The following is a 16,843-nucleotide window of genomic DNA, read 5'->3' on the forward strand; positions in this document are numbered from 1 at the left end:
GCGAAACGGCATAGGATGTTTGTTAAAACCATAAAGCCAAGGGAATCACCCTTGGCTTTTTATTTACGCTCGAGACGACTTCCCTCTTAGCACTGTCCTGCCTGCCAAACCCGCATATCCAAGCCCAACACATAGCAGTGCAGCTAAGGTAATCACGCCACCAAGATGACTTACCATGCCCGCACAGCCTAAACCTAGCCCCAACAGAATGTAATAAAACAGTCCAAATAGTGCACCAGCAGAACCTGCATAAGCGCGGTAGTTTGCCAGCGCCGAGCTTAGGATATTGGGAATTGCGATCCCATAAGCAATCACAATCAACAGCATGGGTAGTAAGAAGTAAACATTGTTCAAGCCAATATCAGTCGATTGGATGAGCCAAATACCGAGTCCTCCGAATAGTGCAATAAAACTTGCTAACCGCACTAATAACGCACTGGAGTAACCTCTGCCCAGTAATAGTTTATTAAAATAACTGCCAAGGAATGCGCCAAAGCCCAATAACAACCCACTCATCCCGAAGGCAAGCGTAGACAACCCTTGCGCCTCAAACATAAATGGCGCCAATGAAAAGTAGCTAAACCACATCAAGTTAAATGAGGCCACCAGCAAAGTGTTTTTAATTATCCCGCTGTCGGTAAGCATCTTAATAGCTAACTCAACTATCGCGATTTTTTGGGTATGTGTTGGCCTCGTTTCGGGCAAAGATTTTACCGACAAAAACAACAACACAATGGCAGAAACCATCAGGGCGACAAACACCCCTTGATATCCCCAATAAGCACTGAGGATGCTCCCCAATAGCAATCCGATAATCGGGCTGATCCCAAGAGACATGCCCATCACCGAAAAGACTTTCGCGAGTTCCGCCCCGCTGTAACTATCACGCATCATGGTTTGAGTGATGACAGAACCCACTGCTGCACCAAAGGCCGATAATACTCGAGCGAACAACAACAGGGTAAAGTCGCTAATCATCAACGCGCATGCGGAACCAATGGCATAACAGACTAAGCCCGCAAGCATGGCATTGCGGCGACCAATGATGTCGGCTAAACGACCCCAGCAAAATACGCCTATAGCAAAGGCGATAAAGTACACAGATAAAGTCTGCGAGGCGCTGGCAACAGATACCGCAAAATTTTCTGCAATATTAGGTAAAGCCGGGCTATAGATGGTTTCCATAATTTGCGGAAACATCATCAAGAGCACGCACAGCCAGAGTGGTGGTTTTATTTTCATGATTTTTATCTACGTTTTAGCTTTCAGGGTTAACCGATAAACCAAAACGGCGCTCCATACTTGTCAAAGAGGGCGCAGTATAGATAGGATCCCCAAGTGACAATTAACGACACTTAGACAAAAAACATCAAAAATAAGACAACATGGCCTTTATTCAACCCGAGCAGCAATTTAATCCCGATGCCTTAGACAACCTAGTGATCGGCATTGCCGCAGAAATGGGCGAGCATGACTCAGGCGTACATCAGCATCGCAAGGCTCAGCTGCTCTACTCATCGGCGGGATGTATGCGGTTTAACTTAGCCGACACTCAAGTCGTGTTGCCACCAACCCGTGCTGCTTGGCTGCCTGCAGGCGTGGTACACCAAGTCACAATGCGCAATGTTGTAGCCTATCGTTCACTCTACTTTGAGCCTGAAACCGTGGCGTCTTTGCCGGATAACGTCACGATTTTCCATGTGGATCCGTTACTCAAGGCGTTAATCGACACTATGTCCTTCTGGCCTTGGGACAAGCCCAGACACAGCCAGCACAATGCTTTTGCCCTGCTGATTGAAGAGTTACTCCATGCGGATGCACAGAATTTAAGCTTACCCCTGCCCAAGGATAAACGGCTGCAAACTTGGCTTAACCAATTGCAACAACAGCAAAAAATACCCGCCAGTCTGAAGGACATGGCCATTGACATTGGCGCCAGCGAACGCACCATCAGCCGTATTTTTAGCAACGAAACGGGCATGGCTTATCAGGCGTGGCGGCAGCAATGGCGTTTACTGTCGGCCATTGAACAGTTAGCTGCGGGCGTCTCGGTGGCGCAGGTAGGGTTTAATTTACAGTTTTCTAGCGACAGCGCCTTTATCAGCTTTTTTAAACAATATACAGGCACCACACCGGCACAATACTTCAGATAATCAATCCTTTAACCTAACTAAATCCGTTAATCGCAGCGACACACGGTAATTCCCGATTAGACCCATTGCCGTTTTGTCTGCTCGCGCCATTAGCCGCCTTGCTGTGCTATAGTGCGAACAGTATTCCAGCTGATAGCCATAACTTATCCTTTGAAAAAAATCGCCCTCTTTGTCGACGTGCAAAACATCTACTACACCTGCCGTGAGGCCTATCAGCGCCAGTTTAACTATCGCAAACTCTGGCAACAGTTAAGCGCGCAGGGTGAGATTGTCAGCGCCATTGCCTATGCCATTCATCGCGGGGACGATGGCCAGTTAAAGTTTCAAGATGCGCTGAGACATATAGGTTTTGAGCTAAAGCTTAAACCTTTTATTCAGCGCAGTGATGGTTCGGCGAAGGGTGATTGGGATGTGGGCATCACCATAGATGTTCTGGAAATGGCGCCCGAGGTGGATACTGTAATACTGCTGTCTGGCGATGGGGACTTTGCCCTCTTGCTCGATAAGATAAGGCAAAAATACGCCGTCGAGGCTGAGGTGTATGGCGTGCCCTCCCTCACCGCAAAATCTCTGATGGAGGCGGCCAGCTGCTTTAATCCGATAGAAGAGTCATTGTTACGTTAATGCCTGTATATCCCCAGCATTAACTGCATCACCCACACGAACGAGTTAGCAAGCCGTTACTGATACGTCACCTCGGAATACATGGGCGCAAGGCGCTTCAGCAGCGCATTGCGGGTCGATGTTGAAATATGCAGTTCCTTCATCGATTCAATCAAATGCCCGACTAAAGCATCAAAATCGGCCTGAGTGATATTCAAACCTTTATGGCTGTCTGCCATGTTTTCGCCTTGATAGACGCAGCCACCATCCGTGACAGCACACAAATGTTCGATAAGACGCTCGCGAAAGACAGCAATATCCGTTTCATCGAAGTGGTGCACAATGCGGGGATCCCGCGCGATACGCGCAAGCAAGCCATCAACGATATCCGAAACGCCCGAATCACCACCGAGGGCCTGATACAGGGTTGTAGGACTGGCGTTCGCACTAGATACTGGGGTGTTAGGATCAGATTGGGCGCAGCCAGCAAGTAAAACTGTCGAGATTGAAAGAGCTGTGATTAAAAGGGCTGTGGTTAAAAATGCTTTGGTTAAAAGTGCCGTGGTAAAGCGTACCGTGGCGAAAGAGAGAAACTTGCGTAAATGACTCATAGCGCGCCCTCCAGCGACAGATACCAGCCCTGCTGATGCTCAAAACCCGCAATGCTGCCTAAATCGGCATAGGCTGTGACCACTGACAGATGCTTATCGATAAACCAAGCTAAAAATATGTCCTGCCAATCATCCTCTCGAGCAAATCCCAGTTCGTTCGGTTTTTGACGATATTCAATACCCAGTGCCAGATTATCGGTGAGCAGTATCGCAGCCGAGGCTTCCAACATAAAGTGGTAATCATTACTGGCCTCAGTGCCAAACCCTAATAAGCCAGTTTGATTGGCTTTGGTCGCGCGCACTGTGGCATTGAGTAACAAATTACGACCCGCTACCGTATCAAAAAACACTTTACTGGCAGCGACATACACATCTAAACCCCAATCATTCCGCGCCCCAACCACCTGAGGAAGGCTAAAGTCATCCACTTTTTTATACTGTACGCCCAAGGTGATTTGTGGCATGGAGGTATATAACAACTCGCCGGCAAGCTTGTATTTGAACCCCACTATATCCTGGCCAAGCTCGCCGCCCAGAGTATCCAAATCAAAGGTTTGCCTTGCCAAACTGAGCTCAAACCGATTGTCATAACTTAACGAGGCGCCCATCACTTTTAGCGTAAAATCATCGACATAAACACCCGTGCCCATGGCCGTTGCCGACCACTCATCACTACTGCCATAACCGTTGATCACGGCCCAAGGCACTATGCCACCGCCGGCACAGCCCTCGATCATTGACGCGCCGCCAGTGGCGATCACACGGCTACCCTCAGCCACAACTGGCGCAATGCCCCCTAACCAAAGCGGGCAAAACAGACAAAGCAGCGCCCTAGCATAGCGCCGAGTCGATAAGCTCAACTTCATTGTGTTCATGGACATACTCACTCAATACGCGATTGGTTGCATTAGAGGGCGATGATGACGCCTGACACCATTCGGCGTTTTCTTATTTGCTGCTACTGTTAAATGCTTCAAACCATTGGTCAAACTCAGCCGCTTTTAACGGCTTGGAATACACATAGCCCTGGATCAGATCGCAGTTGAGATGACGAAGAATATCAACACCTTCTCGCTCTTCAACACCTTCAGCCACAACGCTAAAGCCGAGGCCATGGATCAATTGAATGCTGGTATTGACTATCATGGCATCCTGACTGTTCAAGTGCATATTCTGGATAAAGCTACGATCAATCTTCACTTCATCAACAGGTAATAGTTTCAAATACGCCAGTGATGAATGTCCGGTGCCAAAATCATCAATCGCAACCGAGACGCCCATATCGCGGAATCGTTGCAAGACCCCCACAACGGTTTGCGCATCTTTCATTACGGCGCCTTCGGTGACCTCGATGCAGAGTGCACCGGGTTGCAGATGATTGTCCTTTAACAAGTTGGCAATTTGATTTGGTAAACGTGTATCCAGTAAATCGTGGGCAGACAGGTTAATCGCCAACTTCAGCGCTAGGCCCTGCTGCTGCCATGTCACCAACTGTTTGATGGCCTGCTTCAATACCCATTGGCTGACAATATCAATGTTGCCAGAGTTTTCAGCGAGTTGAATAAATTCATCCGGCGGGATAAAACCCAGAGTAGGATGTTGCCAGCGGATAAGTGCTTCGGCACCAGTACATTGATTGAGCGGCAAATTAACCTTGGGCTGAAACACCAAATAGAGCTGGTCCTGCGCCAAACCGATAGGCAAATCACGGATAAGTGTGAGTTCTCGCTGGTACTTTTCATCGTCGCCCTCACGATAACTAACGATTCGCAGTTCCTGAAGGCAGGCCTGGTTGAGGGCAATTTCGGCGCGGCGCAGCAACACATCAATGTCGGCACCATTGCCATCAATTTCGAGCAGCCCTGCTCGCACCGTCAGCGAAATATTGGAACCTTGGATAGGAAAGGGAGCTTCTAGCATATCCAAGGATTTCAGTAATTGATCGCCCCCAATCCCTTGGCGATACAAGAGCAAAAACGAATCGCCATCCAATCGTGCCAGCATATCGGCTGTGGGCGCCAGCTGTTCCAAACGGCGGGCAAACAGCAGCAACAAGCTATCGGCGTTAGCAAAACCGATAATGTCGTTGATATGGCGAAAATGCTTGATATCCAGCAATACGATGGTGCCGGAGAGATCTTGGTTAAGATCGGTTAAATGCTGTTTTGCCGCGAAACGATTCAGCAAGCCTGTCAAACTGTCGTGGCGCGACTGATACAGTAAATCCTTTTCGCGCGCCTCAATATCCTCCCGCATCAAAGACAAACTGTTGGCCAATACCCGCAATTCCGCAGGCGCCCCCTGAATGCTCTCAGGCTGCACCCCCTGACCAATTTTACGGGCATATTGCACCAATCGATGAACGGGCTCGGTCAAACTACCCGACAACCAAATGGCAATGGCAATCGCCAATGCCAGCGTCAACGCAAAGATCAGTAGCATGTTATTGCGTAAATGCAGATAACTTTGCTGCCACTTGAGGTTTGACTGGTGCAGCAGCGCCAACTGGCGACCATTATGCTCATACAGCTTGATTGCCATGGATAAATAGTCCGCAGGAATATACTCGCTGGGCATAGTTAACAGGCTGGGGAATCGGTTTTTCTGCGCAAGCACACTCTGTTGTTCGGCGCTGGATAAGGTGGAGGCGATTTCAGTCCGGCCATTGGTCTGATTAACAAAGCTAACATCAATCCCTGTGATGGCTTTGGCTTGGCTAGCCACTTTTTCATCTAACAAAAAGCCCATACCAACCCAGGCTATCAGAGTTGGCGCCTTGACTGGTTGAAGAACAAACTGATAACTCGCATGGTCAAAATCGAGAATCGCCAAGGCATTGGTATTGCTGGTGGCCAGTTCAAATAGGGATTGAATATCATCCTGCGTAAGCCCTGGCAGGCTTGAGGTTAACAGTTCCCCCTTGGGTGACAATAATATGGCTGCATCAGCACCGATACGGGCACCATGATTGGATAATACCGACTCTATCGTTTCTTGCTCTCTTGTCGCAATCGCGCGCTTAAAACCAAAATCGGCGCTGAGCACAGATAAGCTTTGACTGAGTTGAGCACCGCGATTTGACAACACTTCGAGAAACACATTCGCGCCGATTTCAAGGCTCTTTTGTTGCTGTAAAAAGTTATCTCTCTGTGTTGCCGTCAACACTGAAAATGCCGTGGCTAACTGCACTAGGGTCAGCACAGTAAAGAAAACTAAAATCAGTCGAGCACGGAAACTATTTAGTATCGAAGGACCCAAACCCCGATGGCGGAGCTGAAGGTTTTGCCTGACGCTCGACATCCAATGCCAGCTTGAGTGTTTGAGTCTCTGCAGCCAAATTGAGGTCCTTAGGCTCAGAAATGGCCTTCTGCCATGGATGCCAAAGTTTGACTTTATAATGACCGGCTGTAAGTGCCTTGAATTGGATCTCTCCTTTTTCGTTCGCCACCGCCACAATGGGGCTATCTGCAACATAAATAAAGGCTTGCATATAATCGTGAATATTGCAGCCAAGCGCCACTAGGCCAGGTTTATCAAACAGAATCGGCGCTTCGGCTTTACCCACATAGAGTTTCAACTCGAACGGCTTGGCCTCGGAAAAGGAATACACATGGTGGCGGGTACGATCCAGATTAGGAAAATCTACTTTTGATCCTCTAGGAACTGCCAGCACAAAGGGGATAAAGGTACGGTTTTTTTGTGACATTTCATAATGATCAGTAATGGTCGTTTTATCGGGCATCACATCAGGGATAAGTTCCACAACCGCATCGGCCAGCGCCACTTGTTGCGAGTCTACCACCTGAATCTGGAGGTCTGCGGCCATACTCTGGGGCACCACCATACAGACTAACAAGGTAAATACAGCGCGATTTAATATCATTGGTTACCCCAAACGAAAGGTGACGGCAAGAGAGCAGCAAGACATAGGCATATCTAGTCATACGATATCAGTATAGGATTTGGATCTGCGTGGTGTTGAATATCATTCATTTACCGAAAATCCGCCCCAATCTAGCAGAATTTAAACTGGAGTAAGACTTATCGGCCCAACGGCCTTTGTGCTAACGGGCAGCAGAAAGATGAAAACACCACACTTAAATATTGCTAAAGCACCGACAGTGAGTAATCTAGAGTCACCATTTGCTCAGCTTTATAACTTGATGTCCTCATACTCTTGTGTCGAGAGTTGGTAAAAATTATCGGCATCCGCTAGCAACACATCATAAACATTCGAGTCCAACTTACCTTGTTGAACCATAGGCAACATAATCTCCAGCACCTCACTTAAGGACATTGAACCTCGATAAGGCCGCTTTTGGGTTAAGGCTTGAAACACATCGACAATTGCGAGGATGCGCGAGGGTAAATCTAACTGTTCTGGTCCTTTTCTAAAGGGGTAGCCCGAACCATCGAGACGCTCATGATGGTTTGAGGCCCACTCACCAATCACAGACTTAGGAAAAAAGCTCTTTAAGGTGTGGTCGGTATCGACGGTGTGACGCTTCATAATTGAGTATTCTTCCCTAGTTAGCTTGCCTTCCTTATGGAGTAATAAATCAGGGGTTTTGAGCTTACCAACATCGTGTAATAGCCCGGCCACATACAATAACTCGGCATCGGTATCCGATATGCCACAATCCTTAGCGACCAGTTTTGCCAGCAGTGCGACCTTGTCCGAATGATGAAAAGTAAAGGGACTCTTGGCATCGACAATCCGCGCCAGAAATCTTGATATCTGTTTAACGCCTTCGAGATCCAACTGTTTGTCGTACAGTTGATTCGCTTCAAACTCGAGGGCCATTTGCTCAATATGGGCAGCCTCCATGTTGTACCAAAAACCGTCTTTGCTGACTAATTGGCACATGGCCGCCACCATATTAGGCTCAAACAGCACGCCACTGTGGGCTAGCAAATTATCCGCAACTAACCCCTCATGGAGGGTGATTAGCTCTTGATGACAACCATGGGTATAGCGTGCCCGCAGAAAATCGGTCCGATCGGCCAGAAATACCAATGCAGCAAGGTCAAGATCAAACTCTGAGATTGCCGTGGTTTGCAACTCTAGCCAAGGGGTATGGTGATAAAGCACTGTGAGGGCAAAGACATCTAAGATAGGACACTTCATTAATGCCTCATACCCACGGCGGCTGTGGGAAGTGGCATCTTCTGGCTGCATTAATTTGAGTAGGCGGAGATGTTCCTCTGAGGAAGACACGCCGCAGTCATGGATAAGCCCCGCAAAATAGGCAAACTGCTTCTTTTCATCTGACCAGCCCAGCACATTAGCGCATTCGTAGGCCATATAGGCCACTCTATGTCCATGGTGTAAATCATCCACACCAACAAAATCCAATGCCGTCGCCACGGCTAACAGCGCATGCCGAACATCAATTTTGATGCTGATTTCCTGGGGCTGAAAAGCATTCATCGCATTTTCCTAATTTAATGCACTGATCTAACTATAGTTACTCCGTTGATATTTACCCGCGAAAATAAAAAAAGACCTGCAAATGCAGGTCTTTTAAGAGATAACAGATTGAACTAGAGGAACTATTGCGCCGTTAATGCTTCCACTTTGCGACGACCGCGTTTAGCGAGGGCATAGTAAAATAGCGGCGTCAGGATTAAGCCAAACAACGTCACCCCTATCATACCGGCAAATACCGCGACGCCCATGGCTTGACGCATTTCAGCGCCCGCTCCGGTTGAGAACACCATGGGTACCACCCCCATGATAAAGGCGATAGAGGTCATCAAGATGGGGCGTAAACGTAAGCGCGCCGCCTCGAGAATCGACTCCATGACTTCCATACCATGGTCTTGTTTTTCTTTGGCAAATTCCACAATCAAAATCGCGTTCTTGGTCGCTAAGCCCACGAGGACGATAAGACCAATCTGGGTGAAAATATTATTATCACCGCCATAAATAAGCACACCACTGAGCGCTGAGAGTAAGGTCATTGGAATGATTAAGATAATCGCCAATGGCAAACTCAAACTCTCGTACTGCGCCGCCAGCACCATAAATACCAGCAGGATCACCAGAGGGAACACTAACAAGCCTGTGTTACCGGCGAGGATCTGCTGATAGGTCAGCTCAGTCCACTCGTAGGTCATGCCTATCGGCAAAGTCTCGGCGAGGATTTTCTCAATCGCCGCCTGCGCTTGGCCCGAACTCACACCGGGTGCTGGGCCACCGTTAATCTCAGCCGTAGTGAAACCGTTATAGTGCATCACGCGATCGGGCCCCGCGCTCTGGCTCACATTGATAAAGGAGCCGAGTGGGATCATATCGCCATTCACATTAGGCACTTTTAGCTGACTGATCTGCTGCGGGCTTTGACGAAATGCTTCGTCGGCCTGCATATTCACCTGATAGGTCCGACCGAAACGATTGAAGTCGTTGACATAGGTCGAGCCCATATAGGTTTGTAATGTCTGGAAAATTTGATCGAGCGACACTGCCTGCTGTTTCGCTTTAGTCCGATCGATATCCAGTTCAAGTTGTGGCACGTTCACTTGATAGCTAGAGAAAATCCCCGCTAATTGTGGATCGGCCCACGCCTTGTACATCACTTGTTGGGTCACCTGATACAAGGCCTCATAACCAAGGTTGGCTCTGTCTTGAATTTGCAGACGGAACCCTCCAATAGTGCCGAGGCCTTGCACAGGTGGCGGCGGGAAGATGGCAATAAACGCATCCTGAATACCAGCAAACTGCTGATTTAATTGGCCAGCAATCGCATTCGCCGACAGATCAGGACTCTTACGTAACTCAAAATCATCTAGGGCAACGAACACTACGCCCGAGTTAGGACTATTGGTAAAACCGTTGATACTCAGACCGGGGAAGGCAATAGAGTGCGCCACACCGGGGTGATTTAAGGCAATCTCGGACATTTTCTTGATCACCGCATCGGTACGCTCGAGTGAGGCCGCATCCGGTAATTGGGCAAATGCCACCAAATACTGTTTATCCTGTCCTGGCACATAGCCCGTTGGGGTATTTACAAATTGCACGCCCGTAAGCGCAACCATCCCCAGATACACCAGTCCGATAATGCCGCCAAAACGGATCACCTTACGTACTAAATAGCCATAACCTTCTGAGGCACGGTTGAATAAGCGATTGAATGGCGTAAATAACCAGCCACCAAACAGCTTATCCATTAACCGTGTGAGCGCATCCTTAGGCGCATCATGACCCTTGAGTAACAACGCCGATAACGCTGGGCTCAAGGTGAGCGAGTTAATGGCCGAAATAAAGGTCGAAATCGTGATAGTCAGCGCAAACTGCTTATAAAACTGCCCCGTTAATCCGCTCATAAAGGCGGTAGGAATAAACACCGCGGCCAACACTAAGGTGGTTGCCACAATCGGCCCAGTCACTTCCTTCATGGCTTTTTGTGTTGCGGCAATTGGGCTTAAACCCGAAGCGATATTTCGCTCCACGTTTTCTACCACTACGATGGCATCGTCGACCACAATCCCGATGGCCAGCACCAGACCAAACAGCGACAGCGCATTAAGCGAGAAGCCCATTAAGTGCATAAAGGCGAAGGTACCCACCAAAGACACAGGCACGGCCACCAGCGGAATAATCGAGGCACGCCAAGTTTGCAGGAACAGCACCACCACGAGTACCACTAAGAGCACGGCTTCGAGCAGGGTTTTCACTACCGCATGGATAGAGCCACGAACAAACACGGTCGGATCGTACACAATCTCGTATTGCAGCCCTTCGGGGAAAGACTTCGCCAGTCTTGCCATTTCGGCGCGCACATCGTCGGAGATTTGAATCGCATTCGAGCCCGATGCTTGGAACACAGGAATCGCGACCGCATCCTTGTTATCCAGCAATGACCGCAGCGCATAGCTAGTTGCACCGAGTTCGACGCGCGCCACATCCTTAAGACGGATCACTTCACCGTTTTGACCGACCTTGATGATAATGTCTTCGAATTCTGACAGTTCGGTCAGACGACCCTTAACGTTAATCAAGAGTTGGAAGTCGGCATTACCACTAGGCTGCGCCCCTAAACTGCCCGCTGCCGCTTGTTGGTTTTGCTCACGTACGGCGGCAATAATTTCAGCTGGCGACATGCCAAGCGCCGAGACCTTATTCGGGTCAAGCCAGATCCGCAGACTATATTCGCCCGCACCGAATAAACGCACAGCGCCCACGCCTTTGATACGTGCTAACTCATCTTTTACGTTTAATGCCGCATAGTTAGACAAATACAGCATGTCATAACGGTTATCCGGCGACAGTAAATGCACCACCATGGTTAAATCGGGGGATGATTTTTCGGTCACAATCCCGAGGCGTTGAACCTCCTGCGGCAAACGTGGCATAGCACGGTCAACCCGGCTCTGCACTTGAGTTTGCGCCCTGTCCACATCGGTGCCAATGGCAAAGGTGATGGTCAAGGTCATGCGCCCATCGGATGTCGCCTGCGATGACATATACAGCATGTCTTCAACGCCGTTGATTTCCTGCTCTAAGGGCGAGGCAACCGTTTCGGCGATGACTTTAGGGTTCGCGCCAGGGTAGTTGGCGGTCACCACGACTGTCGGCGGCACCACTTCAGGGTATTCGGTAATGGGTAATTGCCAGACAGCAATCGCCCCTGTGATAAAAAATAGCAGCGAGAGAACGGCTGCAAATATCGGTCTTTTAATAAAAAACTGCGACAACATTCTGTTGGATTCCTTAACCGCGGCTCGCTACTTCAACGTCTGGGGTGGTGATATTTTCTTGATGTTTATCAAGCAGTAATTGAGCTTGACGAAGCGCATCTAGCTGCTCGCTATCGGCCATATCGACTAGGTGTGGCTCAATTTGCATCTTAGGACGAACCCTTTGCATGCCATTGACAACGATCTTGTCGTTTGCCGCTAAACCTTGCTTAACAATGCGTAAACCTTGAACTTTTTCACCCAGGGTGACGCCGCGGTACTCCACAGTGCCATCGTTTGCCACCACTAAGACGAACTTGTTGTTCAGATCCGTGCCCACGGCTTTATCGTCGATTAAGATGCCGTCGTAAGCGCCGCTACCGGCGGTACGTAATCTGGCGAATAGACCTGGGAGCAAGCTGTTGTCTTCATTGCTAAACGTGGCGCGTACTCGAATAGTGCCCGTCTGTCTGTCCATCGAGTTATCGACAAAATCCACTAGGCCTATGTGTTGATATTCGCGCTCGTTAGCCAGCGCCATATACACGGGATTGTCGCCAGCACGAGGGTCTTTACGCTTTTTCTCGGCGGTTAACTTGACGTATTTCAGATAGGTTTGCTCATCCACATCGAAGTAGGCATACATGCTGGCGGTCGACACTAAGCTAGTTAACACACTCTGCCCCGCAGACACATAGTTACCCGCAGTGACATTGGCGTAGGAGGCACGGCCATCAATCGGCGCGCGCACTTGGGTGTAATCTAAGTCCAGCTCGGCGCGCAGCAGCGCCGCTTTCACAGAAGCCACGGCCGCCGTGGTTTGGCGTTTGTTAGACTCACGGGTATCGAGTAATTCGGCCGATACCGCCTTTTGGGCAAAGAGTTTGCGGGCACGTTCTAAGTCGTTAGTGGCCAGTTGCTCAGCAGAGAGCGCGCTAGCAAGATCTGCTCTTAACCGGGCCACTTCCGCTTCGAACACACTCGCATCGATATGGAATAGCACATCGCCTTTTTTCACTAAGGCGCCTTCTTTAAAGTTTACCGACGCGATATAGCCAGACACCCGTGGCACTAAGGTCACACTCTCTGGCGCCTGCAAACGACCGGTAAATTCATCCCACTCGGTAACGCGCTCATGCAATACCTGCGCAACATCGACCTTAGGTGCACCCGGTGCTTGCCCCTGCTGGGCTTCGGGTTCACCACAGGCCGAAAGGACAAAAGCCGCCACGGCAGTCAACATCAATATCCGTAAAGGTTGGTTACTTTTCATCTTACAATCCTCATGTGGCAGGCATTTATCTCGTTTAAGACAGAATCAGTGATGGGCACTCGATCAAAACCAATAAATACCGACTGGTAAAAAATATTATGTACTGGACGGTAATATATAGTGTAAAATGACCCTGTCAACAGATTTTTGTACCGATGAGTATTTAATTTTTTGTGACAGCATGATAAACATGTAGTTAAGCCTTTGAGGTTATTAGCCACGGCGAACGTGCTATGTGGGCTTGAATGGACGATATATTTTGGTGAGTTACTCACCTAACCCGCAGACAGCAGGCAAGAGTGGCTGGACATGAACTAAACCCATGTCTATCCTAGGGGCAATTGAGAATTGAGGAGCCTAATGATGTCAACCGTCACCCAGACGCCCTGCGTAGGTCGCCCACGAGCCTTCGACGCCGACGATGCATTGGCCAAAGCCTTGGAAGTCTTCTGGCAAAAAGGTTTTGAAGGTACATCGTTAACCGATCTAACTCAGGCCATGGGCATCAACAAACCCAGCCTTTATGCCGCCTTTGGTAACAAAGAGCAGCTGTTTCTAAAAGCGATCGAGTTATACGAGCAGCGCCCCTGTGCGTTTTTCTATCCTTCGCTTGAAAAAGAAACCGCCTATCAAGTGGTTGAGGCCATGCTCTATGGTGCTGCATCCTCCTTAGTGGATGAGAGTCACCCCCAAGGTTGCTTGATAGTACAAGGCGCCCTCGCCTGTAGCGAAGCAGGACAAGCGATTAAAGATACCCTGATTACCCGCCGCCGTGATGGTGAGCAGGCTTTATGCGAACGTCTACAAAGAGCAAAGGATGAAGGCGATTTACCCGCAGATGCCGATCCGCTGCTGCTGTCTCGATACATAGGCACAGTGCTGCAAGGCATGGCAGTGCAAGCCACTAATGGCATTTGTCCGGGAGAGCTTCGTAAAGTCGCCGAGCTAGTGTTAGCTAACTTTCCGAAGAATAACGCCTGATAGCACAATTAGCATATGACCATTAACATAAACCCCAGTGAACACTGGGGTTTATGCTTTTAAGCCGCTATCGAAATTAATCTTGAGATTAGTGCTGAACTTGGTGGGTGACTAAACTTGGACGCAGCAGATTGTCGTGGACGGGACAACGGTTACACACAGTATCTAAAAACTCGTTCTTTTCTGCGTCGGTTAAGTCGGCGTCTATGCTGGCGTTGATGGCTATTTCCTTAAAGCCTACAGGGTCGTCCGAGGGCTGACCTAATAATCCCGCCGAATTCATCACGGCTCTCACATGCACATCAAACTGGCGAATGGTGATATTACGTTCACGCGCAACCATCTTGGCAATCGCCGAAATACAGCCACCAAGCGAAAATAATAACGTTTCTAAAGGGTTAGCTCCCTCATTACTGGCACTGGGTTGGTCGATGACCAGCAAATGCTCACGTATCTGCGCCGTAACCTTCCAACCGCTTCCCATATGTGTGGTGACTTCTACTACTTTTTCAGCCATGACGAACTCCATTAGTTTTTATTCAATCAGATTATTCTAATAATTAAAAAACCGAAAGTCACAACCTAAGATCACAGTTTTATGGCACAAAGAGTTTCGTCATAGGCAACACAAGCCGTATCACAAATCGCAAAATGATTAGGTTCGTAATTCGCTCTTGTGGTATAAATTTCCATTAGGAATAGGATGATACGGAAATATGATGCGTGTTTGCAGCCCAACAAGGAATGAATTTCAGCGAGTCATGAAGCTCCCGCTGACGTTATTATTCGCCACATTTCTGCAAATCGCCTCTGTCGGTTATAACCTATCGTTCGCCCAAGAAAGCCAAAACCTGCCAGTGCAGTCCTCATCCCAAAGCATTACTTTAGCCGCAGAAGACAGCTGGCCCCCCTTTGCCAATCAGTTTGGCCAAGGGATTTCCCATCGCCTGATCGCAGCTGCATTCAAGCAATCTCAAGTTGAAGTCAACAGCCTAGTTGTACCCTATAGCCGAGCCTTGATGATGGCCGAGAAAGGCGCCGTTGATGGGGTCTTTAACGTCACCCGCGAGGCGAGTACCGAGCAACGTTTTGTGTTTGGTAACACTCCGCTATTTGTGGCAAAAGCGTCTTTTTATCAACGTAAACAGCGCCCGCTCATCGCCGCTAATAAATGGGAACTGCCGAAAGGCACTGTGATAGGCGTGATAAAAAGCTATGAATACGGCGATGAGTTTCCCGAGCTAGTGAAAAAGCGCCAGTTAAATGTTGTCACCGTCGCCAACCAACAGCAACTAATCAACTTACTGATGATTGGCCGAATCGATGCGGCGGTGATGTTCGACTTAGTCGCTCAAGAAAACCTGCAAAAGATGGGCGTCAGTGATGATGTGGTCTCAGCCTTTAATAACCACAGCAGCGAGATTTATCTGGCTTTTTCGAAGGAAAACCCCAAAGCCGCGCAACTCGCTAAAGAGCTAGACCGAGGCTTAACCCAATTAAAAGCCAATGGCCAGTACCAACAGCTCGTTAGCGCTAAGTAACCTTTCAACCTGCTATTAGCTGCCTTGGGTACGGATAATCTCTTGATTCACCCAATGTAGCAGCTGCTTAATTGCTTTCGATAGGATCTGATTCTGCCGCACGATATAACCCAAACTGGTGCTCGGAAATTGTGGTAATGGAGTGACTTTACTCTTTAAGTGCTTCTTAGTGTAAATCGAAAACTCAGGCACAATCGCCACCCCAAAACCCGCCTCGGCCCAGTCGATTTGTGCGTCCACACTGCCGACTTCCATGATCCTATACCTTGGTAGATTTAATGAGGGCAATGCGGGATCCAGCAACTCGCGGGTACGAGTATCATGGCCGAGCAGGATCAACGTCGGCCGCTCCGCCAGTGGCATATCGTCACTTCCTCGACTCTGTTGCCACAACTCTAAATTATCCCCAAGGGCACACCATTTGATTTGCTGTAACTCGGTAAAATGCAGCGGCTGACTCTCCTTTTGCGCGATCACAAAGCCTAAATCCGCCTCGGCATTAGTGACCAATTCCGAAGCTTGGGATGACGTCGTATTCAGCAGGGAAAAATCAATCCCAGGAAATTCCGCTTTAAATAGCTGAAATGGCTGAATGAGCAGCAAACGCGAAATAATATCGCTGGCCGCAATAGTCAAGGTGCCTTGACTGAGATCGTTGATGGCATTGAGATCCGCCTGACACACTTGCAGTTCCATCAAGGTCTTCTGGCTGCTCTCGAGCAAACGAAACCCCGCCTGAGTTAGTCTAAACGGATTGCGCTCAATCAGCTTAACTCGAGTGTTCTGCTCCAATTGCTTGATATGCAAGCTGACATTAGGCTGGGTCATATGCAGCGCTGCTGCCGCCTTACCGAAGTGCTTACACTCGGCTAAGGTCACGAAGGTCTTTAACCAATGAAGTTCGAGCATCGCATTCATCTCCATCCATCAATTCAGCTCATACTATGATATATGATTTCCTTATCACGACGATAACTATAATTAATTTCTCTTATTCAT

14 protein-coding genes are annotated in these 16,843 nt (G+C 48.8%); 4 read left to right on the forward strand and 10 right to left on the reverse strand.

From position 1 onward, the window contains the following. Positions 1 to 63: 63 nt before the first annotated feature. Positions 64 to 1,242: a multidrug effflux MFS transporter gene (locus tag B5P39_RS06080; RefSeq protein ID WP_088210837.1), complete on the reverse strand. Its 1,179-nt coding sequence runs from the start codon at positions 1,240 to 1,242 to the stop codon at positions 64 to 66. A 143-nt stretch (positions 1,243 to 1,385) separates the two neighbouring features. Here B5P39_RS06080 and B5P39_RS06085 point away from each other — a divergent pair, with 143 nt between their 5' ends. Together B5P39_RS06085 and B5P39_RS06090 are read left to right on the forward strand one after the other, a co-directional pair. Then, positions 1,386 to 2,153, forward strand: a complete 768-nt coding sequence (locus B5P39_RS06085) for an AraC family transcriptional regulator (protein WP_088210838.1) — start codon at positions 1,386 to 1,388, stop codon at positions 2,151 to 2,153. Between the two features lie 150 nt (positions 2,154 to 2,303). Next, positions 2,304 to 2,777, forward strand: coding sequence for a LabA-like NYN domain-containing protein (locus tag B5P39_RS06090; protein WP_088210839.1), 474 nt, complete (start codon positions 2,304 to 2,306; stop codon positions 2,775 to 2,777). 56 nt (positions 2,778 to 2,833) lie between these two features. Here the strand turns inward: B5P39_RS06090 and B5P39_RS06095 are convergent, their stop codons facing one another. From B5P39_RS06095 to B5P39_RS06125, 7 genes are all read right to left on the reverse strand, one after another. Next, entirely contained in the window at positions 2,834 to 3,367 is a 534-nt protein-coding gene (locus tag B5P39_RS06095; protein WP_254915716.1) for a group I truncated hemoglobin, read from the reverse strand. Next, complete coding sequence (locus B5P39_RS06100) at positions 3,364 to 4,242, reverse strand: DUF3034 family protein (protein WP_088210840.1); 879 nt, start codon at positions 4,240 to 4,242, stop codon at positions 3,364 to 3,366. Before B5P39_RS06100 ends, B5P39_RS06095 begins: the two co-directional genes overlap by 4 nt. Positions 4,243 to 4,315: 73 nt before the next feature. Next, positions 4,316 to 6,613 carry a bifunctional diguanylate cyclase/phosphodiesterase gene (locus tag B5P39_RS06105; protein ID WP_088211126.1) on the reverse strand — a complete coding sequence of 766 codons (2,298 nt, stop codon included), beginning with the start codon at positions 6,611 to 6,613 and terminating at the stop codon, positions 4,316 to 4,318. After that, positions 6,603 to 7,250 carry a methylamine utilization protein gene (locus tag B5P39_RS06110; protein WP_088210841.1) on the reverse strand — a complete coding sequence of 216 codons (648 nt, stop codon included), beginning with the start codon at positions 7,248 to 7,250 and terminating at the stop codon, positions 6,603 to 6,605. Before B5P39_RS06110 ends, B5P39_RS06105 begins: the two co-directional genes overlap by 11 nt. A gap of 270 nt (positions 7,251 to 7,520) precedes the next feature. After that, positions 7,521 to 8,798, reverse strand: a complete 1,278-nt coding sequence (locus B5P39_RS06115; protein WP_088210842.1) for an HD-GYP domain-containing protein — start codon at positions 8,796 to 8,798, stop codon at positions 7,521 to 7,523. Between the two features lie 122 nt (positions 8,799 to 8,920). Further along, positions 8,921 to 12,070 carry an efflux RND transporter permease subunit gene (locus B5P39_RS06120; RefSeq protein WP_088210843.1) on the reverse strand — a complete coding sequence of 1,050 codons (3,150 nt, stop codon included), beginning with the start codon at positions 12,068 to 12,070 and terminating at the stop codon, positions 8,921 to 8,923. Between the two features lie 13 nt (positions 12,071 to 12,083). After that, a complete protein-coding gene (locus B5P39_RS06125; RefSeq protein WP_088210844.1) occupies positions 12,084 to 13,322 on the reverse strand; it encodes an efflux RND transporter periplasmic adaptor subunit in 1,239 nt (412 codons plus the stop codon). Positions 13,323 to 13,682: 360 nt separating this feature from the next. Between B5P39_RS06125 and B5P39_RS06130 the strand changes: the two genes are divergently transcribed. Beyond that, on the forward strand, positions 13,683 to 14,303 hold the full coding sequence (locus B5P39_RS06130; RefSeq protein WP_088210845.1) for a TetR/AcrR family transcriptional regulator: 621 nt from the start codon (positions 13,683 to 13,685) through the stop codon (positions 14,301 to 14,303). Positions 14,304 to 14,391: 88 nt separating this feature from the next. Here the strand turns inward: B5P39_RS06130 and B5P39_RS06135 are convergent, their stop codons facing one another. Further along, entirely contained in the window at positions 14,392 to 14,820 is a 429-nt protein-coding gene (locus B5P39_RS06135) for an OsmC family protein (protein ID WP_088210846.1), read from the reverse strand. Positions 14,821 to 15,064: 244 nt separating this feature from the next. Between B5P39_RS06135 and B5P39_RS06140 the strand changes: the two genes are divergently transcribed. Further along, a complete protein-coding gene (locus B5P39_RS06140; protein WP_441347605.1) occupies positions 15,065 to 15,844 on the forward strand; it encodes a substrate-binding periplasmic protein in 780 nt (259 codons plus the stop codon). A 15-nt stretch (positions 15,845 to 15,859) separates the two neighbouring features. Here the strand turns inward: B5P39_RS06140 and B5P39_RS06145 are convergent, their stop codons facing one another. Next, positions 15,860 to 16,753, reverse strand: a complete 894-nt coding sequence (locus B5P39_RS06145; protein ID WP_088211128.1) for a LysR family transcriptional regulator — start codon at positions 16,751 to 16,753, stop codon at positions 15,860 to 15,862. Positions 16,754 to 16,843: the final 90 nt, after the last annotated feature.

The organism is Shewanella sp. Shew256, from assembly GCF_002196695.1.
Taxonomy (GTDB): domain Bacteria; phylum Pseudomonadota; class Gammaproteobacteria; order Enterobacterales; family Shewanellaceae; genus Shewanella; species Shewanella mangrovisoli.

What these genes read in the sequence shown, in the direction of transcription:
- B5P39_RS06135 (WP_088210846.1), bottom strand. Translation starts at nt 14,820, where the DNA reads ATGGCTGAAAAAGTAGTAGAAGTCACCACACATATGGGAAGCGGTTGG.
- B5P39_RS06085 (WP_088210838.1), top strand. Translation starts at nt 1,386, where the DNA reads ATGGCCTTTATTCAACCCGAGCAGCAATTTAATCCCGATGCCTTAGAC.
- B5P39_RS06120 (WP_088210843.1), bottom strand. Translation starts at nt 12,070, where the DNA reads ATGTTGTCGCAGTTTTTTATTAAAAGACCGATATTTGCAGCCGTTCTC.
- B5P39_RS06100 (WP_088210840.1), bottom strand. Translation starts at nt 4,242, where the DNA reads ATGAACACAATGAAGTTGAGCTTATCGACTCGGCGCTATGCTAGGGCG.
- B5P39_RS06115 (WP_088210842.1), bottom strand. Translation starts at nt 8,798, where the DNA reads ATGAATGCTTTTCAGCCCCAGGAAATCAGCATCAAAATTGATGTTCGG.
- B5P39_RS06095 (WP_254915716.1), bottom strand. Translation starts at nt 3,367, where the DNA reads ATGAGTCATTTACGCAAGTTTCTCTCTTTCGCCACGGTACGCTTTACC.
- B5P39_RS06110 (WP_088210841.1), bottom strand. Translation starts at nt 7,250, where the DNA reads ATGATATTAAATCGCGCTGTATTTACCTTGTTAGTCTGTATGGTGGTG.
- B5P39_RS06130 (WP_088210845.1), top strand. Translation starts at nt 13,683, where the DNA reads ATGATGTCAACCGTCACCCAGACGCCCTGCGTAGGTCGCCCACGAGCC.
- B5P39_RS06140 (WP_441347605.1), top strand. Translation starts at nt 15,065, where the DNA reads ATGAAGCTCCCGCTGACGTTATTATTCGCCACATTTCTGCAAATCGCC.
- B5P39_RS06145 (WP_088211128.1), bottom strand. Translation starts at nt 16,753, where the DNA reads ATGCTCGAACTTCATTGGTTAAAGACCTTCGTGACCTTAGCCGAGTGT.
- B5P39_RS06125 (WP_088210844.1), bottom strand. Translation starts at nt 13,322, where the DNA reads ATGAAAAGTAACCAACCTTTACGGATATTGATGTTGACTGCCGTGGCG.
- B5P39_RS06080 (WP_088210837.1), bottom strand. Translation starts at nt 1,242, where the DNA reads ATGAAAATAAAACCACCACTCTGGCTGTGCGTGCTCTTGATGATGTTT.